Raw genomic sequence first — 22,105 nt, forward strand, 5'->3', positions numbered from 1 at the left:
TTTAGTACAAAACCAAAAGAAAGATGTCTATTTAAAACGTGACTTCTTTTACAAGAGTATTTGCAAACCGATCACTTTCCAACATAAAAACCTTGATATCATTAACTCTATGCTCATTTTTTTTAATAAACAGTTTTAAAAAATCATAGTCATGGGTAGATAAAATTAATTGTTTTCTTATATTTGAAAAAACATCACAAATAGAAAATTGATTAACATCATCCATATTTTGTATTGGATCATCTATTCCAATTAAATCTAGTTTACTTAATGTTTGCCCCTCATTAATAGCTAAAAATAAAGAAATGGCTAAAACATTAAGTTGCCCAGAACTCATTGAATATTGGACATTAGACAAATCAGTATAATCTCCATCTTCTCCCTCAACAGACATTATTAATTCAAGTTCATCTTTATTTTCTGATTTAAATATTACCTTATTACTTGTGGGCATCGGATTCAAATATCTAAAATATTTTTGAATACTAGAATCCTGTTGATTAAAATACTCAAGGGCTTGTGATCCTATTTTATTGTATGCATTGTCAATGAACTTGGTTATTTCATTTTGTTTATTAATCAATTTTGAGATATTACTCCTTAAAATTTTCATATCTGATTTATATTGATTAATCAAATTATTCTTGTCCTCATTTTCTTGTACAGTTTTCAGAAAGTTTTCTAGACGGTAAACTTCTTCAAGCTTATTATCTAAATTGGTAATAGTATTGTTCCTATGATTATAAACTTCTATTAGCTTAATTGAGTTATTACTTTCCCCTATTAAGTTTTTCCATAATGATAAGTCATTCATTTTGGAAGCATGTTCAGTACTTAGAGTTTCTATACTCTCATTAATCTTTTTGATAACATCGCTTATCCACCTCAAGTACTTATCTAATTTAAATATTTCTTTATTTAAACTATCACTATCCTCTATATCTATATTTTTTATGTGCTCAAATTGCATATATTGTACATTCAACTTTTCTAATTCAAATATTTGAAATTTTTTCTGATTTAGTTTACTAATTTCATCTCCAATTTTTTCACTTTTTTCTCTTAGAAATTCCTTTTCAGATTCAAATAGTACTTCTGAATACAGTTCGTTTTCTTGTAATTCAGATATCATTTTTTCTGAATATCTCAACTCTTCCCTATTTCTTTCCAATTTTTTCAAGAGATTTCTCACTAATCCTGATTTTTTTTCATATGAGCCCTTCAGTTCATTTCTCCTATTAACAGCTTTATTTAATGTAGAAGAATCCTTTACAATTAACTCTAAATTATTTTTAATATTACTATAAATATGGCTTTGTAGATTACCGCTATTATTAGTAGAGCATACTGGGCATGTATCCTCAATTTCATTTTCTAAAACATAATTATATATTTCTTGAATAGAGTTATTCAATTTATTTAATTGACTATTAGCTTGTTTACTGTTTATTATATCGTCAAATTTGTTTATTTTTTTTTCAATTAATTTTAGCTCTTTTGTGATTTTATGTATTTCAAATTCTTGGCCAACTATAATCAATGGAATCTTCTTAATGGTATCTTTATGTACAATATAATTGTTATATTCTCCTGCAGCCAATCTGACTTTGCTTAATTCATTTTCAAATCTTTTTATTTCTAACTCAATTTTATCTATATTATCTTGATAATAAGTTAAGTCTTCTCCAACTTCTTGAATTATGAGTTTTATGTCCTCTTCGATTTTTTTCTTCTCATTTAGTATCTTTACTTCTCTCTTAACAGAACTTAATACTTTAGTTACATCTTCCTTCTTATTCATTATTTTAGAACTTAATCCAAGACCTTTTTCTCTTAGACTATATGCGTTATTTAACGATGATTTAATACTATTTGCTTCAACTTCTATGTCAAAGTAATTTGAATTACGTAAATGCAAAAGTCTAGAAAGCTCATTTAAGTTTTTTCCATACAATACTAATTCTTTTTTTATACTATCTTTTAATTCAGTAATCTGGGAAGGTGTCTCTTTATTCAAAGTTAAGTTATATTTCCTTAAAAGTTCATTCACAATATATATATCTACTTCTTGTTTCTCTTTTTCCTTTTCAGACATCAATTTTTCATATGTATTAATTTGAGATTGATCATCCCTTATTTTTACTTTAATTTTATCATTAACCTTCTTTAGATTATTGATAATCATTGTCCATTTTTTATAACCCATAATATCTACCAGAGCATTAAATCTCTCATTAGGGTCATCTCTTAAAATAAAATCTGTTACCTGATCTTGTGATAAGATCAGTGCTTGTTTTACAAGTGAAGTCGTTTCTACGAATTCTTTTTTATTGTTTTTCCCATCAATATTAGTATCAATAAAGTCTTCTAGACAGCTTTGTCCAGTTTTAATTACTCCACCTTTAGAAGAAATTAATTTAATTGTTTCTCTCATATTTTCCTGAATTTTAAAGCTTCTAATCAATGTATTTCCATTATCAAATTCTATTGATACTGAACAATTGTCCCCTAATTTGGAATAAAAATTATATAATATTTTTTTATCAGTACTAATAAACCTATTTATAGCACCCGTTAAACACCATTCAATTGCATCAAAGAACGAACTTTTTCCAAATCCATTTTCCCCAAAAAGTACAATTATTCCATTATCCAGTGTAAAAGAATGTTTTCCATAATAACACCTGAAATTTTCTAATACAACACTTTTAATTCTCATTGATTTGATCCTCCGCATCAAACAATATATTAAACGCAGAATTAATTTCTTCACTTTTAAGAGTTCTCGAATTCCCACCACTTTTAATTATATACTCAAGTAGGTATTGAAGTTTTTTATCTCTATTGATATTCAATAAGGAGACTTGGTCGATCTTTTTTTCAACTTCATGAATACTAAGAAAATCAAGAAATGGTATTCTTTTGAAACTTTGATAATCCTTTATTACATACTTTCTTACACCTCTTGGGTCTTTTTCAATTATATAAGGGCTTATCTCACTTTTAGATGACAAAAGTATTAGAAAATAGCAATTCCAAGAATTCCTATTCATTTTTTTCAATTTTATCCTAATGTCAACAGAATCATTTATAATCATGCCCTCATCAATTTCTTCTTTATATTCCTTTACAACAACACATAAATGCTCTTTCTCTAAAAATATGTCAGGGTAAAATTGTTCAGAATTTTGAACAACAAAACCATGTTTTAGTAGCCAATTTAAAACTAGTTGCTTATCCATAATTCCTCCTACTTTGGTTGGATTTTTTTCCATAAATCCACTAAACCAGTTCTATAATCATCAATGCTAGTGTATGATTTTGCCTTTTTAATGCCAGACAATAATTTTAGTCCTGGTAATACAATCCATTCATTTTCAACATCTCCTACACCCGATTGAGTTTCCAGCGCGGAAACTTCCGGTTCAAAAAAATCTTTTATCTGTAAAAATTCCCCTTCTTCAAAATCATCGTCATGGTCTCCTTGTAAAATAGTAAAATGTTTTTTCACAATCATTTGTAATTGCTGTTCTCTTGGCAATTTAATAATTATTGAAATTAACTTTTCTATCCCCGCCTCTTTAGTTTCTCCAATATCGATTCCTAATGTAGATATGAAAAATTTGTCTATTTCTTTAATCAATAGATTTTTAAATTTCATTGAAAGATTAATTTCATCATTAAAAGTCATTTTTAGCAAAAGAATTGTTTTAAAGAGTTCCTTATAACGTTCCTTTTTTACAATTTCATCAAGGTCAATAACCGAAAGTGAGTATTCTTTAGCTTCCATGTATCGGTTTAACAATTCTAAAGCGTAAATTTCATCACTAACCCATTCTTTAAGTTGATTATGCAAATATTCTAGTTCACTCATCAGTTGATCTTTAAGCATATTGTTTAACTTCATTTGTTTTAATTCACTATGAATAGAAGCTATTACATCATCAATAATTTGGTTACTGTTGATATTTTTTATAAATGGTTGAAGTTTATCACTTACACGTTTCGCAAGAATACTTAAATATTCTTCTGCTTTTTCGCGATCTATGAATAAGGTCCCATTTTCATTATTATGTGTGCATAAATAAAATAAATCTCCAATCAAATAATTTATATCTTCAAAAGTTATGCGCGCTGATTCAGTTACTAATTTTCCTAGTTTTGAAGATACGTTGTGAACAAAGTTTTGAATATCAGCATCAATAGCAATTGGTGTTATAGAAAACCTTGATAATAAACTTTTTTCAGTCTCTCCACATCTTTTTCTGTAATCAAATTCTTTTCTTTCTACTTCACTTGGATATTCTTTCAATTTTTTTAATAAATCGTCTTTTTCATCTATCTGTAAATCGAAATTTTTATTAAATAAATAGTGTTCCATTTTAACACTTTTCGAACTATTGATTAAATAATTGGTAATTAGTTCAAATTGAGTAATTTTATCTGTACTTTTTGGATAAAAACGTGCCAGCGGTAATAATTTTTGCAACCAACCATTATATAATTTGGTATCTGTTACTGATTCAACATATTTTCTTTCTTTTTTAACCTTTGACTTTACTTGAATAAACCTAATTACTTTACTATTGCCAACAATAATATCCTGATGGAGCTCTAATGCAATAAAGTCCCATTTGCCCTCCAAAAGTTCAGCAAGATAATAAAGCGATGATAGAAATTGAAAATAATAACCAGTAAGTGCGTTTTGCCCACCTGTTTCCTCCGGTTCTTCACTATATAACTTATTGAACATTGAAGTAATTTCTGCTTTATTATATTCTTTTAACTCTTTCAAAGTTTCGATATTATTCTTTTCATATTCAGATTTGTCTTTTTGCAAGATGTCCAAAATAAAGTCTTTTTCCATTTTAATCTTCCTTTTATTAATTTATGAAATAAACAAGAATGATAAGTACAAAAAAATCAAATTTATATAAATCCTGTTACCTATACTCTCTCATAAATTTGACTAGATTCTCCACGTGTCTTTTCGATTCATTATTCTCTTCTACTTTATAATTTATTTCAATCCCTCTCCTAATCTATTTCCACTATACAGAATATGTTATTCTACCGATTTATCAATTTCACATTTCTATTATAAATTATTTCAGAATTATACCTGAGGACTCCATTTCAACATCTTTAAGAATATCAATCTATCCTTTGATAATTTCACTTAATGTATCTACTAATTCTAATAATAACTTTGAATTCTATAATCATGTTAGACAGTAAATTCCCTAACATACAAATTATACTAAAATTTTACCGATTAGATAGTAAATATTCCCATAAAACATTAGTCAGATAATCTAAACTTCTTTTTTGGTTTACACTGCTTAATTACAATCTTCAAATATTCATCGGAGCATACAGAAAAAAACAGAAACCCCCTCAGGTTTCTGCTTCTCCCTTCAACTGTATCCTCGCCACAGCCTCACAATGCGTAGTATGCGGAAACATATCCACTGGCTGGACTTCTACTGTCTTGTATCCCCCATCTTCCAAGATGCGTAAATCGCGTGCCAATGTAGCCGGATTACACGAAACGTAAACTACTTTCCGAGGTTTCATGTCGATAATGGTGCGTAGCAGTGCTTCATCACAGCCTTTGCGCGGAGGATCTACTACCAACACATCAGCCTTATTCCCTTCCTCATACCATTTCGGAATCACAACTTCCGCCTCTCCAGCTTCAAATTCCGCGTTCTCTATCCCATTCAACGCTGCATTCTTCTTCGCGTCTTCGATTGCTTCTGGAACAATCTCTACACCGAATACCTTCTGTGCTTTCTGTGCCAAGAACAATGAAATCGTCCCAATTCCACAATAAGCATCGATCACTGACTCTGAACCAGTCAAATCCGCATACTCCAACGCTTTATCATACAACACCTTCGTCTGTACAGGGTTCACCTGATAGAACGACAATGCCGAGATTGCGAACCGAACATCTCCAATATAGTCATAAATCACTTCGGAGCCCCAAAGCACCTTTGTTTTATCCCCCAGGATCACATTCGTGCGCTTTGAGTTGACGTTGTGGACAATTGATTTGACCTTTGGCAATCGAGCCACAATCTCCTCAACAATCTTCTCCACAAATGGAATCTCTCCTGTTCGCGTGACGATTACGACCATTAGCTCGCCTGTTTGCTGACCGTAGCGGGCCATGATGTGTCGTAAGACACCTTTGTGAGTTTCTTCATTATAAGCAGGGATTCCAAGTTTTCCGCAGATTTCTTTGACAGCTTGAACCGCTTCGTTGATCTCAGGAATCTGAATTAGGCTTTCATCGGTGTCGACGATTTCGTGGCTTCTTGGTTTGAAGAAGCCAGCGATGAGCTTGCCGTCTTTTTCGCCAACAGGTACTTGGGCTTTGTTGCGGTAATGCCATGGGTTGTCCATGCCTAGGATTGGATGCACAACCACATCCTCAAGCTTTCCAATGCGCATCAACACTTGGCGAACCTGGTTCTCTTTATACTTCAGTTGTCCTTCGTAGCTAATGTGTTCAAGTTGGCAGCCTCCGTATTTAGGCAATTCCTCTCGCGGGATCTCGATACGGTAAGGGCTCTTTTCATAGAGCTCGTCTAGACGGCCGAAGCCGTACCCTTTGTTCACCTTAATGACCTTGACCTTTGCCTTTTCTCCTGGTAAGCCGTTGGGTACAAAAATGGGGTAGCCATCGACTTTGGCAACGCCTGCTCCGTCATGGGTTAAATCTTCAAATATTACATCTATGTAGTCATTCTTTTGAACGGGTAATGTACGTTTCATTCATTAATTCCTCTTTCTGATCCTTCATATACAGGTGATTGTATCATACCTTGAGTGCAAAGAACAAAAGCGCAAGCGCCTTCAGAACAATCAAAAGACAGATTGTTCCTGCGAAGAAGATTCTTAGGAGCTTTCCTTAGTGCTCAGCCCCGACAAGCGCTGGAGGACCAAATGAGGAAGTTTGTTCTTCAACTTCATCATCTGGTCTGAAGCGACCTCGAGGGGCTAGGCGCTGGAGCTAAACGTAGATACACTTTATAACAAACTTATCCACAACAGCGAAATCTATAATTTCCTAAACAAATAAAAAGCTAGCGCAGGGCTAGCTTCATCAAACAGGTTCGTTATCCTCTCGATCCAAAACTTCCTTCAAATCATCCTGCACTGATTCTTTCGCTAGTGGTGCTTTCGAGCGATAAGCCGAGCGGATGAGCACATGGGAAGCGACTGGTGCTGTGAGGAATACGAAGAAGATTCCTAGAAATAACCGAATGCTGAAGTAATGCTCTTCTAATAGAAAGAAGAAAAATGTTCCGACAAGGATAAATAAGACGCCGATTGTTGTACTTTTTGAGGCGGCATGGGAGCGTGTGTAGACATCAGGGAGCCTCATTAACCCAATCGCACTCAGGAAACTAAAGATCGTGCCAATTAAGATTAATAGCACAGGAACGACTTCATTTGGGATGCTTGCGCTCAATGACGACACCCCTTTCTAGATATCTGGCAAACGCGATCGTGCCGATAAAGGATAGGATTCCAATCAAAAGAATGACTTCGAAAAAACCTGTACTTCTGATTAAGACGGAGAATATCGCCACGCCTGATATGATATTGATGCCTAATGCATCCAATGCCTGAACACGGTCAGAGGCCGTTGGTCCTTTTACCAGCCGATACATGATTGCGAGTATCGATAGGGTGAGAAATATAAGAGAGCCGATTAACATTCCTTTGATCATGGTCGCGTCACCTTCTTTATCGCCATTTCAAAACGTTCTTTCGATTTGGAGAGAGACTTATTTGCTTCTGGAATATCCATGGCGTGTATATAAAACTTTTTACTATCAGGAGATACCTCGACTACCACTGAGCCAGGTGTCAGATTCAATAAGAGGGCCAGTAACGTGACCTCCAAGTCTCCTTCTAAATCGGTTTCTAACGTGCAGATGCCTGGTTGAATCTTGATTCTTGGTCTGATCACGTGCCGAATCACGATAACGCTTGAGGTAAAAAGCTCATAGATAAAGACGATAATTAGCTTGATGATGGCCAACAACGTAATCGGATAGAATTTCGTATTAAGAAATCGACGTAATATATATAGGACAAGCAAGCCAAATAAATAGCCGCTAAAAAATGTGAGGACGCTCCAATGATCCTGGAGAAACATCCATAGCACCCCAATAATTAAGTTGATCAGAACTTGCATGGGCATCATGACCACCCCTTTCCACACCTTTGATTTATGGCTTTGGATTCAATCCGAGCACCGCTTCAATGTAAAAAGACGGATTCATCAACACTTCGACCGCTAAATCGACATACTCATGAATTGCTTGCGTTCCGATTCCAAGGGCGATCGTGAGGGCCGTTAGAATGCCAATCGGTAGCAACAAGCCAGCTGTTGTGCCCTGCTCCTCTTCTTCCTTAATGACCGTATATCCCCAGAAAGCATTCATGAACACTTTCATAATCGAGTACAGGACCATTAAGCTTGTAAAAAGCCCAATTGCTCCTAGCCAAAAGTAGCCCGCTTCGAACGTTCCTTCTGAAATAAAGAGCTTCCCGAGAAAGCCACTTAATGGTGGGATTCCAGACAACGACAAGGCAGCGATGAAAAACATCCAGCCTAATTGAGGATGCAAGCGAATCAAACCACTTAGGTCTCTTAGATTGCTTGTGCCGGTTAAATAAATGACCGTGCCTCCTAATAGAAAAATGAGTGCTTTTACAATCATGTCGTGGATTAAATAATAGAGTGCACCTGTCATTCCGACGGTTGTAAAAGAAGCGACACCAGCGAGAATAAATCCGACGCCGACAATCACGTTGTAGGTCAGAATTCTTTTAATATCCCAAAAAGCGACGGCACCTACGGCTCCTAATACCATCGTAATTGCCGCAAGGATACCAATGAATAAGTGCGTAACCTCTGGTTCATGGTAGAACACTAGCGTAAACATTCGTACAATCGCATAAATGCCCACCTTTGTGAGAAGGGCTGCGAAAATCGCCGAAATCGCTGTAGGAGGTGCGCTGTATGCCCCTGGGAGCCAGAAGAACAAGAACAATCCCGCTTTTAAACTGAAGACGATTAAGAAAAGAATCGCGACTGTCGTCATCAGTCCGTCTTGCCCAACCTCTGCTACCCTTAAGGAAAGATGGGCGAAGTTCAGTGTTCCTGTCATCGCATAAAGGAATGCGATTGCGACCAAGAAAAGAAAGGACGACAAAATATTGATTAAGATATATTTAATCGACTCTCTCAGTTGAATTTTCGTGCCTCCCAAAGAGATGAGGACATAAGAGGCTACAAGCATGACTTCAAAACAAACGAATAGATTGAAGACGTCCCCGGTCATGAACGAGCCAATGACACCCGTAATTAAGAATAAGAACAGTGGGTAAAAGTAAAAGTTCTCTCGCTCTGTTCCAATTGTTCGAAATGCGTACAGCAAGCAGCAAAAGGCTACGATACTTGTGGTGGTGATCAATAGGGCCGCGAGCATGTCAACGACCATTGTGACGCCAAACGGTGCTACCCAGCCACCAAGATGCAAGGTTTGGATTCCCTCACTCTTTACTTGAAGCATCAAATAAACAGTGACGATTCCAACAGCCGCCATGGAGATAAGACTAAGGTAGCGCTGTAACTTCAGTCTTTTTCTAAAAATAATCATAATCATCCCGAAGATGACTGGAATGATGATCGGGAATATCACGATATTATTCATCTTCTTTACCTCTCAATTGCTCGGTATCATCGGTACCTAACACGATGTAAGCACGGTAGCTCAATACTAAAAAGAGAGCGGTGGTAGCGAAATTAATCACGATTGCTGTTAATAAAAGAGCCTGCGGGAGCGAATCGGTATAGGTTAAATTTTTCAGGCCTAAAAGCGGTGGACCACCTTTTTTTAACCCACCCATCGTGATAATGAGTAGATTCACACCATGTCCGATAATTGAAGTACCGAGAATGATCCGCAACAGACTTTTCGTCAAAATCAAATAGGTGCCAATCGAGAACAACACACCGACAAGGAGACACATTAACGTTTCCATTAGCGATCATCTCCTATGCTCATAATAATCGTCAAAGCCGTTCCAATAACGGCAAGGGCCACCCCAATATCGAAGAGCACGGCTGTCGCAAGCTCGGTCTTCCCGAAGATTGGCAGATAGAAGTAGCCAAAGGCTTGTGATAAGAACGGTACATCAAAGAGCAAGCTTCCTAGCCCCGTTAATACAGCGATTAAGACGCCGATGGCTGCGACCATTTTGAAATCCAACGGGATATTTTTTCGAACGGTTTCAATATCAAAGGTTAGGAAGAGAAGGATGACTGCCGAAGCAAATGCCAATCCTCCGATAAATCCCCCACCTGGATAGTGGTGTCCTGAAATAAACAAGTTGATTGCAAATGTGAAAATAATGACAACCGCAACCTTTGCGACGCTGCGGATGATGATATCATTCGGCTCCTTCATCCTTATCCCTCCCTTCTGATTTCAGTTTGATTAACGTGTAGACGCCAAGTCCCGCCATCGTTAAAACAAGAATTTCGAGCATCGTATCAACGCCACGGAAGTCCACTAGAATGGCGTTAACAATATTTTTCGCCCCAGCCAACTTATACGAGTTCTCATAGTAGGTCGAAATGGAGTCAAACAGACGTGTGCCATTTGCCGATAAAGCAACAATCGTGACAATGACACCTACTCCAATGGAAATGAGGGCATTTGTGACTTTGAAGGGAATCCGGGACATTTCTTTTCGTAGTTCAGGCAAATGATAGAAACATAATAGGAACAACACCGTCGTGACCGTTTCAACGACCAGTTGGGTAAGAGCCAAGTCTGGCGCTCGGAATAGAACAAATAAGAAGGATACTAAGAAACCTAGGGCCCCAACGGCAATTACCGATGTCATGCGGGACTTTGAGAATAGGACAGTCACCGCTGAAATGACCATCGCCACAATGATTCCAGCTTCGTAAACATTGACATGGGCATCCGTAGAATGATTAATCACCACACCACCAAACTTCCATAGAGCACCACCGACTACGACAATGATGAAGGCAAAGATATAGACGAGGTAATCCCTTATAAAACCTGTCATATAGCGGTTCGTTGTTTTTTCAGAGATGGCTTCAAGTGATTGTAAGCCGAGATTATAAAAATGATTGATGGTTAATGAATCCGGGTAGTAATCATAAAGACCGTACCATTTTTTCAAAAAGCGATACATGATGGTTCCGAATACAACGACGCCCATCGTCATCATTAATTCCGTATTGAATCCGTGCCACGGACTAATTTTAATACTCAGATCCCCTGCTAAAGTTGGCAGGACACTTTCCCATGCTGGTGTTAATAAATACTTGGATGCCACATTTGGGAAAAAGAAGAGTGCAACCACAAGTGTGCCTAGTATCATTGGCGAGAGTAACATGCCAATTGGCGCCTCATGCACCTGCTTATCGACGCGCACAAACGTAGGCTTCCTTCTAAACGTTTTAAACACAAGAATCATGCTGTAGATAAACGTAAAGACACTTGCGACCCAAGCAATAATCGGGAATAGGAATCCAAGTGTATCTAGGTTAAAAATGGACTTCTCTGCTGTATTGAGTACAGCTGTGAAGAACATTTCTTTGCTTAGGAAACCATTAAACGGTGGTAGCCCAGCCATCGCAAAGCCACCAATGACGGTTAAGGTAAAAGAGATTGGCATTAAATGCATTAAGCCGCCGAGCTTTCGAATATCCCGTGTTCCCGTTTCATGGTCAATGATTCCCACTACCATGAACAAGGAACCTTTGAAGGTCGCGTGGTTGAGCAGGTGAAAAATCGCGGCAAAGATGGCGACTGCGTAGACAAAGGATTCATCTCCATATCCGAAATATAACGCACCAGAACCCATGCCAAGAAGACTCATGATTAAGCCGAGCTGGCTAATGGTCGAATAGGCGAGTAAAGCCTTTAAGTCGGTTTGTCGGACGGCGTTGATCGAGCCGTAAAGTAAGGTTATGAGTCCAATTCCAGAAACAAGCCAAAACCATACAGCCTCCCCACCAAATACGGGAGTTAGTCTCGCGACTAAGTAGATCCCCGCTTTTACCATGGTTGCAGAATGAAGATACGCACTAATCGGTGTTGGTGCTTCCATTGCATCTGGTAGCCAAATGCTGAATGGAAATTGCGCCGATTTTGTAAAAGCACCGATTAAAATGAGAATCATCGCTGGGATAAATAACGTGTTTGTGTTAAGTGTTTCGCTGCTTATTAGAGTGCGGATGCTATACGTATCTGCGATCATCGAAAGCATGATGAACCCTGCTAGCATGGAGAGACCGCCAAAAATCGTAATAAGCATCGACTTTTGCGCCCCGTATCTCGATTTTTCACGTTGATACCAATAGGCGATTAACAAGAACGAGGATACGCTTGTCAGCTCCCAAAAGACATAGAGAACGAAGATGTTGTCAGAGAAGACAAGACCAAGCATGGCCCCCATGAACATTAATAAATAGACGTAAAAGTTATGCAACGCTTCACGGTGCTTTGACATATAGTAAATAGAATAAAGGACGACGAGCGCTCCAATTCCAGCAATGATAAGGGCAAACAGCAGACTCAACCCATCCACATAGATCGTAAAGTTAATGTCATAGGCTGGAAGCCAAGGTAATGTCGCCGTGCGGGTATTCCCACTCGAGATTTCGGGGATAAAGGTAAACAGATAGAAAAATAGGATGAGTGGAATCAATAATACGAACCAGCCTGTATGAATTCTCTGATTCATTTTTTTATAAAGAAATGGCACAAATATCGCGAAAATAAAAGGGGCCAAGATTAGTAAGTGCAACCAAGACATGTGTTGTCCCTCCTCTACTTGTGTTTACTTTGGTTTGATATCGGAATATCCATTGACTGACAATGAGAGCATGGGTTATAGTCATACATAGTTTATTAGGACGTGAATCTACTACGTTCCATTTCTATTTTGAGGTGAACCACTATGAAAATAATGAAAGAGCGGATGGATGAAGGCATCCTTGTCTGCGTTTATTATGGTCCAAACGGTGAACGTCTCATTCAACGAGGCTGTAAACTAGCCAAGATGCTCGATTGCCCCCTTTATATCCTTACCGTAGACCCGAAACGATTTGATGATTTAGATGCTGAAAAAACAAATTATATTGCCAGATGGAAAGAAATCGCTGAACAACATGGTGCTGATGCATTTATTTTAAAAGACGATGAAAAACGTCCTGTTCATAAGGTGATTGCCGAGGTTGCGCGCGAGAAAAAGGTGACTCAAATCGTGATTGGCCAAACTGCGCAAAGTCTTTGGGAACAAATTGCCAAAGGGTCCATCATTAACTCCTTACTGAAAGAAATCCCATTTGTTGATCTCCATATTATTTCGATTGCCCGTTATCTTAAAAATCCAGATAGACATTATGAAAAAGGGATTCGTGCTTATTTAGTTAAGGAAGATGATCACTATCGGATTATCTTCAATCATACGAAGGATGTTGAGTTTGAAGGAATTTTCTTCAAAGAGCTTGGTACGGACTTTAATAACGGTGTTTTCAAGTTCATCTCTGGTACCGAAACGGTGCAAGTACAAGTGAACGAGGACATTGTTCATTCATTAACCAATGTTGAAATGGATACTAGCGTTGATGATAAGGATGATTTCTTGTAATTGTTGATTCGGAAGCTGTCTCAGGAAGGTTTTGATACCTTTTTTGGGACGGCTTCTTTTTTTATGATGTGGTGTGTGTGCTTTGGTGATTGGTGATTGCGATTGGATTGGGTTAGGGCGTTTGGGATTGTGTCTTTGCATGATTGCGGCTTCATGTGGACACTATCCTCCAAAAACCCTAGTAACAGTGTCTTCATGAACACTTCACGCGGACACTATCCTCCAAAACCCTAGTAACAGTGCCTTTATGAAAACTTCATGTGGACACTATCCCCCAAAACCTTAGCAACAGTGTCTTCATGAACACTTCATGTGGACACTATCCTCTAAAACCCTAGTAACAGTGCCTTTATGAACACTTCATGTGGACACTATCCTCCAAAATCTTAGTAACAGTGCCTTTATGAACACTTCATGCGGACACTATCCCCCAAAACCTTAGCAACAGTGTCTTCATATACACTTCTCAAAGATTCACGTCCACCTTCACTAGTCTTTTCTCGCTTTTATCGATTCCCAAATAACGCAGGGTTTCGGATGAGGAATGGTGATGATAGATTTCCATGAGTAGCGAGATGGCAATGCCTTTGCGATAGGCATGATAGCCAAATGTCTTCCTCAACGTGTGGGTCCCGATTTTTTCTGTGATGCCCACTTCTTTTGCTGCGGAATTAATGATTCGGTATGCTTGCTGACGCGTGATCGGCTGGTCATTTTTCTTTGACTTAAACAGGTAATCAGATTCCTTAAAATCGATTTGGCTTAAGTAATTCTTTAATTCCCGCTGGATTCGGTCGTTAAGGTAATATGCCTTTTCTTCCTCACGATCAGCATCCTTTAAATAAAGGAACTCCTTGACTCTCTCTCCACCCCACACATCGGAGATCTTCAAAAAGAGTAATTCATGTACCCTGATGCCTGTGTTAATTCCAAATACAAATAGAAGCAAATCTCTTTGCGAACTCTTTTTCAAAATGCGCTTAATGGCATTAATCTTTTCAATGTCTCTTATAGGTTCGACGTATTCCACCGAATAACCCTCCACTAATGTTACATAATTTAATGCTAACATATACTAAGTAACATGACAACCAATCTGCTAATATGGTTCAAACCCTAGATAGGGTGGACAATCTACGTTCATTTTTCCCCTAATAACAAAAAAAATCAGCCACGTAGTGACTGATTTTCTTATTTTATTCAGGTCTATCCTCATCCCGAATCTGATCGATCGGAACAAACACTTCGATATGGCGATACAGGTTCACAAATTCAGCTGGTAAAAGTCCGCCGAATTCCCCGTCAAGATTGAGTTGGACTGTGTCTTGTGAATAAACCTTAATTCTATTTGCTTGTGTGTAAATCACATTCGGGTCGTTTACATGCTCGCCACGTAAAGCAAGTGTTGCGACACGAATGAAATCAGCAAGGCTTGTTTTTTTCAAAATCAAAAGGGAGAATAGTCCGTCATTGATCGAAGCATTCGGTGCAAGCTTCTCGAAGCCTCCAACAGAGTTCGTTAGACCGACTAAGAAGAGCATGACTTCCCCTTCAAACAGCTTCCCATCGTATTCAATGCTAACTTCTGTTGCTTTGAAAGACGGTAGCATTTCAATGCCCTTTAAATAGTAGGCAAGTTGCCCCAGCATTGTCTTCAGTTTGCTTGGGACCTCATATGTAAGCTCTGTTAAACGGCCACCGCCGCCAATATTCACAAAATATTTATCATTGATCCGGCCGATATCGACTGGAATCGTGTCACCTTGGACAATAATATCTGTTGCTGCCATGACATCACGCGGGATATGAACGGCTCTTGCGAAATCGTTCGTGGTCCCTGCAGGAATAATCCCTAGCTTTGGTCGATATTCCTGTTCAGCTAAACCGTTCACGACTTCATTGATGGTTCCATCGCCACCAACCGCGACAACGAGATCATACCTTCTTTCAACCGCTACTCTTGCAGCTACAGTTGCATCTCCAGCACCCGTTGTTGCATGACATGACGTCTCATAGCCTGCTTCTTCAAGCTTTTGCAGTACGTCTGCTAAATGCTTTTTAAACATCTCACGACCAGAAGTTGGATTATAAATAATTCTTGCTCTTTTCATACCATCCATCCTACTTTTCAAATTGCTAGAAAATAATTCCATACACTATCATACTCCAAACAAAAAAGAACTGCCACTATCACAGCTCGTCGGACAAAATATAAGATTTTAGTCCCACGGTAATAGAAAAGCGGAAGCGCCTTGTCCATCGCTGTACAAACTGGAGGGACCTCGACTGAGATAAAGGAAATCCGATGAGCGTTAGCGAATCGTGATTGACTTATCGTAGGGAGGGGGCCTGAAGTTTGCTAGGCGATAGGCGCTGGAGCTAGACATTTTCCATAGTTCATTATAAATATTTTACTCCCAAAAAGAAATATCCTCGCAAGAATCGAGAATATCCCTTTAACCCCTTATTCATTCAACAAACTTACATCCACGTGAAAGACATTCACAATATCTATACTATGTGTACCTGAACCTATTTTAAACATACCATTTTGTTCTGAGACCCCATCTGATTCCCATTGCCCATGATCATTTACTAGTTCGTCCACATTTTTCGCATGAACCGTCACATCACTATTTTTGCCAAGCATTAGCTCAACATTACTTGCATTTTCGATGTGCCAGTTACTCTTTTGCGCTCTTGGTTTTAACGTTAGATTACTGTGTCCCACAATTTCGAGCTTCACATTTTCAGGCACTAATAAAGTGGCGTCAATTTCAGCATAATCATAATTAAATGGACTAAAGTCCGTAGGCAGCTTTTTCACCTGTAAAAATAGTGTATCCCCTTTTTGGTGGACCGAAACATAATCCTCTACACTTTTCACCAGGCTTTGCCCTTTTTGTACAGATGCTCGATACGTTCCAAACATAGAAACCTCACTACTAGGCGTTGTTTCCACCTGGAACGGATAATCCGCTGTATCAACTACGACTCTATGAATATCTGACTTTAAAACTTGTGATAGCTCTGGCAATTCGATAGTCTGTTCCTCTTGAGAAATCGCATCACTGACGAGATCATTTAAGCCAACAGAGCTCATAATCGCAAAACCAATGCCCACCATTCCAAGCAAACCAACAAAGATAATACTTAGAAAATCATATTTTAATAATGGCTTTTCTGAGCGAGAAAAGAATAAATACAAAAGAATTTCTACCCCTAGCACAACCAAAATAATGGGCCACCAAGACATCAAGATATTCGATAAGCTCAGGGCCAGAAATTCAGATAGTAAAAGGAAAATCCCCAGAAAGAGGAGGGAAATTCCCATCGAAACGGTACCTACACGCCATGTTCTCATTCCGCTGTCCCCTCCACTTTCTTTTTCTTACTTCCCATTAACAGCTTAATTCCGCCACCAATCAAGAGGATGCATACGATCGCTGTCTGGAAATATTGTTCAAACCAAAATCTTAAGTCAAAATCGAGAAACTCTCGAAGGATTGGTGATAGTGCTGGGAGTGCAATATTCGTTAACAAATAATAGAATCCTAACACGATAAGTCCAATTCCAACCCACTTTTGATGGTTAATCAAATAAGAAATAATCGGTGTGTCTTCAAGTTCCTCTTTTCCAAATCGAGACGCCTTTTGCAATCCATCAAAAAAGCTATAGAACCAGATGATTGGAATTAAGAAGAGGAAGATTCCTAATCGTAAAACATCTAAAATATAGATGGAGAATAGAAAGGCCGCCATTAATTGTAGGCCACGGCTTTGCAATCCAAGGTACAAATGCCCTGCCCCTGGGAAAATCGATAAGAAAGTGGCAATCGACTTGCTCTTCTTTCCATCTTCTCGTCTCATTTCTAAGTCCTCTAAAATCGAACGGTCTACGAGCTCTTCTCCACGTTGTTTCTTGTTCAGCTGTTGAATCGCATCAAAGAATCCATACACCCAAATCACAGGTACTAATGCTAAAAAGATCAGGAGCACATCATTCGATGTCAGCACGGTCACGAAAAACACCATGATGATTGTACCGAGAAATGCTGTTAATAGCGTCATCCCTCTGTTCATAAGCCCAAGCTGGAAATGTCCGACTCCTGGTAAAAATGATAGAACAATCGTATAAAAACGTTCCTTCTCCAATGTATCACCCTTTGGTGAATCACCTTCAGCCATAAACGGTTCCTTTTTATACACCGTTTTCGACGCGGTCATTGCAGTGTCAATTATGCTTACAATATAGAGGATGATCCCTAAGAACACAATAAAAACGGCGATGTCGCCTTCGTACATTGACATAAAAATGGCGAAAAGAGCAATTAATCCAAACTCCCCGACCATATAGGCTAGGCCGCGAAGTGTTTTTTGTAAATAAAGCATGCCCAATCCTGGGAAAAAAGCTAATATAAATGCCAATACTGGATTTTTATTCATTATTATTCGCCTCCCTGTTTTTCATATTGTCCATAAACGCAAATGTTTTGTTAACCAGACCTTCTGTAACGGAAGGCTTCCGTTCTTCGATCGTCGGCTCCTGCACCGCGTCCACATATTTTGTAATCGACTGAAACACGCCTGACGACATAAATAAAAACGTCATCGCTGCTGCAATCGTGTAGTGAAAGGCTGTCTTTTGATAAAAAGCAACCTTTGTATTCGACTTCTTTGTTTTCGCCACTTGGGCCATAATGCTATTGGTAAAATCATCTGCATTGGTGAGAATCGGAAGCTGAGTTTCAACCTCGTCCACCGCTTGAAGGTACAGTTCCAAACAATCGTCACAGCTGTACAAATGGTCATCATACTCCATTCGGACTTGTTCAGGTAATTCATTTTTCACATACAACATCCATTGTTCATAAGCTACGTGATTCATGAAAAATCGTCCTCCTTCCAATGCTTCTTCATCCAAATTCTTGCTCGATAAAGCTTTGTTTCAATCGTTTTGACTTGAACCTGTTGTTCCTCAGCCATTTGCTGATAGCTTTTTTCCGCTATATAAAAGTCGTGTACGACCTCCCGATAATTTTCCGGGAGCTCCGCCAACCTTTCTCTCACTAGCCTTCGTTGCTCGAGTTTGATCACCTTGTTTTCAAGATGATCTCTTGTCGATACGAGCGCATCATACTCGAGCGCCTCGACGATTTCTTCTCGCCGTCGTTCGTGCTTTCTTTTTATATCAATCGCATGATTAACAGCAATGCGTTTCATCCAAGTTTTAAAGCCTTGATTCTCATACTGGGGGAGAGCATGATAAATCTTGATAAAAACTTCCTGCGTCGCATCTTCAGCGTCTTTTTGATTCCGAAGCACCGCGTAAACCGTTCGGAAAATTTCTGTCCGATACGTTTCCACGAGTACTCTGAACGCATGATCATTGCCGCTTAGTATCTTTTTAATAAGAACCTGATCGTTAATCACTCTCTCCCCCTTTCGAGCAGCTTCCACAACAATAGACGAAAGCTTTGATTTATACCCCTACACTATTTTTAAAAAAATTTAGGTCTTTCGACAAAATTCGCTATTAGTTTGTCTAAAACCCTCTATTTCTTCAATATTATTATCATGTTACCATGAATTTTAAAGGGGGGATAAAATGAATGTGATTCTCTTAATCTCGGCATATTTGATCGGGTCCATTCCAACTGCGTTAATCATTGGAAAACTATTTTTCAAAATTGATATACGAGAGCATGGGAGCAACAATCCAGGGGCGACGAATACGATTCGGGTGCTTGGAAAAAGAGCTGGCGTTGTCGTATTGATTGTCGATATTGGCAAAGGCGCACTTGCTGCATCACTTCCGATTCTTTTTGGCGTGGATTTAGATCCTTTGACGACAGGACTAGTAGCTGTCGTTGGTCACTGCTTTCCGATTTTTGCTCACTTTCGTGGTGGAAAGGCGATTGCTACAACAGCTGGTACACTTTTGGTCGCCAATCCATTGATGTTTCTCGTTGCCTATCTGGCCTTTTTTGGCGTGATTTTTTGGACAAAGTATGTATTCCTAGGATCTATTTCTGTCGGCGTTGCCTTATTTGTTTTTGCGTTTTTTGAACCGGGCTATAAACACGAACTTATTTTTTTCATATTTATTCTTTTCCTGATTTTTTTACACCGGTCCAATATGCGAAACTTCAGGGCGCATAAGGAACCAAAGGTAAACGATAAGAATTTGAAAAACGATCGGGTTCCTCCGATTAAAAAATTGTAATTTTCGGGTGTTCTAGGATTAAAAGACGTATGCATTTTGCATACGTCTTTTCTTTATTTACTGATTCGGACCGCACTTAAGTAACGCACCGAGCTGATGATATAGACGGAAAAGTTCCGTTTATTTTGGGATTTTTATTAAAAAAGACTTATATAAACGGAGGAATTCCGCTTATCGACTCGAAAAACGTGAATATGAGGGGTTTTGTTTTGTATAGTCGGAAAAACTCCGCTTATATATCCCTAAACGACTTTCATTCTGAATATAACCGAAAAAAATCCGTTTATTACTTTTGCCCTTTACTATAACCTTAAATAGGGTTGGTTTTTTTATTGACTTTCCGTATACAAATGTATACATTTGAAATATAACAATATGTATACAAACGTATACAACGAAAGGAGCTTTTTTATGAAAAATAGAGGTCATGGTGAAAACAGACACCACCAGGGCGCTAGTCATCATCATAAGGGCCATCATGGTGCAAAGACATTTCGCCGAGGAAGAGCCATTTCATTTTTAGAAACTCTGAATCTTAAACGTTCTACACTAAAAAAGCAATTAGAGACACCGGAGTTACAGTCCATTAATCCCATCTTAGTCGGCGAGCTAAAGGCCATTGATATGGTCATTGATGAATTTGTACAGTTGTTTGAACTCCATGAAATGGAAGGTAAAGAAGAGGAAGTTTCCGTATTAGATTCTGAGGACAAAAACAAGGAGTAGATGTAATTTGAATGTTCCGGAATAAGTGGCTGTTATTCCGGAATTAATTTTATTTTTCCGGAATTGTTGGCAAAAGTTCCGGAATTCCTTTCAATAGAGGCACTTTTAAAATAATACAGGTGCAAAATCAACATCTTTTATCCATATGTTTGCTTCTTTTTGCTTGTCATGCTTTATCCACACATCACCTTTGCCTATTTCGTCTGTCCTACGTACCCAAGTGAGATAAGAACCAACAACCTGTGGATCTTCATCTAACTCCTTTTCTTTTGGAAATGTAATTTGTGTTTGTGTGCCAGAGTCCAAATTGATTTCGAATAGCGAGGTGTACATAGTAGGAACTGGTCCCTCTTCCCACTCTTTGTTTTCATGGGCCCTCGCTACGACTACTTCTGAGGGTGACAGCCACTCCAAATCGAGATCTACATATCCTTTTGGTGTATATTCTTTCTGCTTGGTGGATGCTTCAATTTCAGCAATTTTTGTGATTTTATTTTCAACAAAAAATCTTCCTTCCCCTGAAATATAAGCTAATTGGTTCGCTTGTGGTGCCCATTTAATCCAGTCACGATATCCTAGCATCCTGCCGATGTCCCTGAATACTTTTCCATCTGAAGATAAGACACATAACGGATTACTGTCCATCGCCCAAGATGGTGTTGGAGTACCAAGAAAGCTAACCCATTTGCCGTCATGACTCCACTTAAAGTCCCCAACGGTAACTGCAAATAATCGATTTTCATCGATTGGGATTGAGTACAATAATTTCGATTTGTTCTCATCAAGATTCCTATCTTTTGGTAGACGATACAACTTAATGGGCTCCCAACCTGTAGGAAGGCGATTTGAACTAGCAGACACAATAAACTCTTTCCCATTTGGATACCATTCAAAGCCACTAACACCTAAGGCCACATTTTCAAATCCATCTGGCCTTCCATCCTTTGTTTTTGTTACATTAAGGACCCATCCAGATATATAAGCTAGCTCATTTGCAACAGGTGACCATGAAAAATAAGACGTCTGTATACTAGAGTATGGCTCATAGTTTTCTTTCCTCTTTGTATCATAAACCCAGAGGTTAGACTTCTCTCCCTTTTCATCACCGTCTATGTAAGCAATAAATCTACCATCATAGGACCATTCCGGTGAATGAACATATTTATCTTTGGTAAGCTGAATTTCTTTGCCTCCCTCTTTCATCCATAACTGGTGATCACGAACAAAGGCAGCCTTGGGCGGTGCTTCCGCCTTTGTCACAGGAACGAATTGAAAAAGGAAAAGTATCATAAGTAATAAGATTTTTATTGGCACTGCACTCCCTCCTACTCATTAGATTTGCCTTGTGGAGTCAAAAGTATTATGGGAAAAGTACTTCAGTTCCAATTGCGGTTTTTTAGGTTCCGGAAATGCTAGAAAAAACGCATC

The 22,105-nt window shown here is 38.4% G+C and carries 21 protein-coding genes; 3 read left to right on the forward strand and 18 right to left on the reverse strand.

The annotated features are described in order from the left end of the window. Nucleotides 1–31: 31 nt before the first annotated feature. The 11 genes from FA727_RS21180 to FA727_RS21230 all read right to left on the reverse strand — a co-directional run bounded on the left by FA727_RS21180 (nt 32) and on the right by FA727_RS21230 (nt 12,888). Nucleotides 32–2,719, reverse strand: a complete 2,688-nt coding sequence (locus tag FA727_RS21180) for an AAA family ATPase (RefSeq protein ID WP_158318944.1) — start codon at nt 2,717–2,719, stop codon at nt 32–34. Continuing rightward, a complete protein-coding gene (locus FA727_RS21185; RefSeq protein WP_136833482.1) occupies nt 2,709–3,242 on the reverse strand; it encodes an ABC-three component system middle component 1 in 534 nt (177 codons plus the stop codon). The genes FA727_RS21180 and FA727_RS21185 overlap by 11 nt, the downstream gene beginning before the upstream one ends. An 8-nt stretch (nt 3,243–3,250) precedes the next feature. Further along, complete coding sequence (locus FA727_RS21190) at nt 3,251–4,867, reverse strand: hypothetical protein (protein WP_136833483.1); 1,617 nt, start codon at nt 4,865–4,867, stop codon at nt 3,251–3,253. A 530-nt stretch (nt 4,868–5,397) separates the two neighbouring features. Continuing rightward, nucleotides 5,398–6,783 carry a 23S rRNA (uracil(1939)-C(5))-methyltransferase RlmD gene (rlmD, locus tag FA727_RS21195; RefSeq protein WP_136833484.1) on the reverse strand — a complete coding sequence of 462 codons (1,386 nt, stop codon included), beginning with the start codon at nt 6,781–6,783 and terminating at the stop codon, nt 5,398–5,400. Between the two features lie 331 nt (nt 6,784–7,114). Further along, nucleotides 7,115–7,483 (reverse strand): monovalent cation/H(+) antiporter subunit G, encoded by a 369-nt coding sequence (gene mnhG / locus FA727_RS21200; RefSeq protein WP_136833485.1) that lies wholly within the window; start codon nt 7,481–7,483, stop codon nt 7,115–7,117. Beyond that, complete coding sequence (locus FA727_RS21205) at nt 7,461–7,745, reverse strand: Na(+)/H(+) antiporter subunit F1 (protein WP_126410669.1); 285 nt, start codon at nt 7,743–7,745, stop codon at nt 7,461–7,463. Before FA727_RS21205 ends, mnhG begins: the two co-directional genes overlap by 23 nt. Continuing rightward, the gene (locus tag FA727_RS21210; RefSeq protein WP_136833486.1) at nt 7,742–8,221 is read right to left on the reverse strand and encodes a Na+/H+ antiporter subunit E; all 480 of its coding nucleotides are present in this window, start codon (nt 8,219–8,221) and stop codon (nt 7,742–7,744) included. Before FA727_RS21210 ends, FA727_RS21205 begins: the two co-directional genes overlap by 4 nt. Nucleotides 8,222–8,249: 28 nt before the next feature. Continuing rightward, complete coding sequence (locus FA727_RS21215) at nt 8,250–9,740, reverse strand: Na+/H+ antiporter subunit D (RefSeq protein WP_136833487.1); 1,491 nt, start codon at nt 9,738–9,740, stop codon at nt 8,250–8,252. Further along, nucleotides 9,733–10,071, reverse strand: coding sequence for a Na(+)/H(+) antiporter subunit C (locus FA727_RS21220; protein ID WP_136833488.1), 339 nt, complete (start codon nt 10,069–10,071; stop codon nt 9,733–9,735). Before FA727_RS21220 ends, FA727_RS21215 begins: the two co-directional genes overlap by 8 nt. Further along, nucleotides 10,071–10,496 carry a Na(+)/H(+) antiporter subunit B gene (locus tag FA727_RS21225; RefSeq protein ID WP_136833489.1) on the reverse strand — a complete coding sequence of 142 codons (426 nt, stop codon included), beginning with the start codon at nt 10,494–10,496 and terminating at the stop codon, nt 10,071–10,073. Before FA727_RS21225 ends, FA727_RS21220 begins: the two co-directional genes overlap by 1 nt. Continuing rightward, complete coding sequence (locus FA727_RS21230) at nt 10,480–12,888, reverse strand: Na+/H+ antiporter subunit A (protein ID WP_136833490.1); 2,409 nt, start codon at nt 12,886–12,888, stop codon at nt 10,480–10,482. The genes FA727_RS21225 and FA727_RS21230 overlap by 17 nt, the downstream gene beginning before the upstream one ends. A gap of 144 nt (nt 12,889–13,032) precedes the next feature. Here FA727_RS21230 and FA727_RS21235 point away from each other — a divergent pair, with 144 nt between their 5' ends. Beyond that, entirely contained in the window at nt 13,033–13,725 is a 693-nt protein-coding gene (locus FA727_RS21235) for a universal stress protein (RefSeq protein WP_136833491.1), read from the forward strand. A gap of 466 nt (nt 13,726–14,191) precedes the next feature. On the opposite strand, the gene FA727_RS21240 is transcribed toward FA727_RS21235, so the two are convergent. From FA727_RS21240 to FA727_RS21265, 6 genes are all read right to left on the reverse strand, one after another. Continuing rightward, on the reverse strand, nt 14,192–14,755 hold the full coding sequence (locus tag FA727_RS21240; RefSeq protein ID WP_136833492.1) for a tyrosine-type recombinase/integrase: 564 nt from the start codon (nt 14,753–14,755) through the stop codon (nt 14,192–14,194). Between the two features lie 166 nt (nt 14,756–14,921). Further along, nucleotides 14,922–15,836 (reverse strand): diacylglycerol kinase, encoded by a 915-nt coding sequence (locus FA727_RS21245; protein WP_136833493.1) that lies wholly within the window; start codon nt 15,834–15,836, stop codon nt 14,922–14,924. Nucleotides 15,837–16,189: 353 nt separating this feature from the next. Next, complete coding sequence (locus FA727_RS21250) at nt 16,190–17,089, reverse strand: hypothetical protein (RefSeq protein ID WP_136833494.1); 900 nt, start codon at nt 17,087–17,089, stop codon at nt 16,190–16,192. Continuing rightward, nucleotides 17,086–18,171, reverse strand: coding sequence for a hypothetical protein (locus FA727_RS21255; protein ID WP_136833495.1), 1,086 nt, complete (start codon nt 18,169–18,171; stop codon nt 17,086–17,088). Before FA727_RS21255 ends, FA727_RS21250 begins: the two co-directional genes overlap by 4 nt. After that, complete coding sequence (locus FA727_RS21260) at nt 18,164–18,613, reverse strand: anti-sigma factor (protein ID WP_136833496.1); 450 nt, start codon at nt 18,611–18,613, stop codon at nt 18,164–18,166. The genes FA727_RS21255 and FA727_RS21260 overlap by 8 nt, the downstream gene beginning before the upstream one ends. Beyond that, a complete protein-coding gene (locus FA727_RS21265) occupies nt 18,610–19,155 on the reverse strand; it encodes an RNA polymerase sigma factor (RefSeq protein ID WP_246042004.1) in 546 nt (181 codons plus the stop codon). The genes FA727_RS21260 and FA727_RS21265 overlap by 4 nt, the downstream gene beginning before the upstream one ends. A 178-nt stretch (nt 19,156–19,333) precedes the next feature. On the opposite strand from FA727_RS21265, the gene plsY reads away from it, so the two are divergent. Further along, the gene (plsY, locus tag FA727_RS21270; RefSeq protein WP_136833498.1) at nt 19,334–19,951 is read left to right on the forward strand and encodes a glycerol-3-phosphate 1-O-acyltransferase PlsY; all 618 of its coding nucleotides are present in this window, start codon (nt 19,334–19,336) and stop codon (nt 19,949–19,951) included. A 411-nt stretch (nt 19,952–20,362) separates the two neighbouring features. Then, nucleotides 20,363–20,677 (forward strand): hypothetical protein, encoded by a 315-nt coding sequence (locus tag FA727_RS21275; protein WP_246041999.1) that lies wholly within the window; start codon nt 20,363–20,365, stop codon nt 20,675–20,677. Between the two features lie 105 nt (nt 20,678–20,782). Here FA727_RS21275 and FA727_RS21280 read toward each other — a convergent pair whose 3' ends face one another. Further along, the gene (locus FA727_RS21280; protein ID WP_136833499.1) at nt 20,783–21,991 is read right to left on the reverse strand and encodes a translocation protein TolB; all 1,209 of its coding nucleotides are present in this window, start codon (nt 21,989–21,991) and stop codon (nt 20,783–20,785) included. Nucleotides 21,992–22,105 lie beyond the last annotated feature (114 nt).

The organism is Robertmurraya kyonggiensis (assembly GCF_005116465.1).
Lineage (GTDB): Bacteria > Bacillota > Bacilli > Bacillales > Cytobacillaceae > Robertmurraya > Robertmurraya kyonggiensis.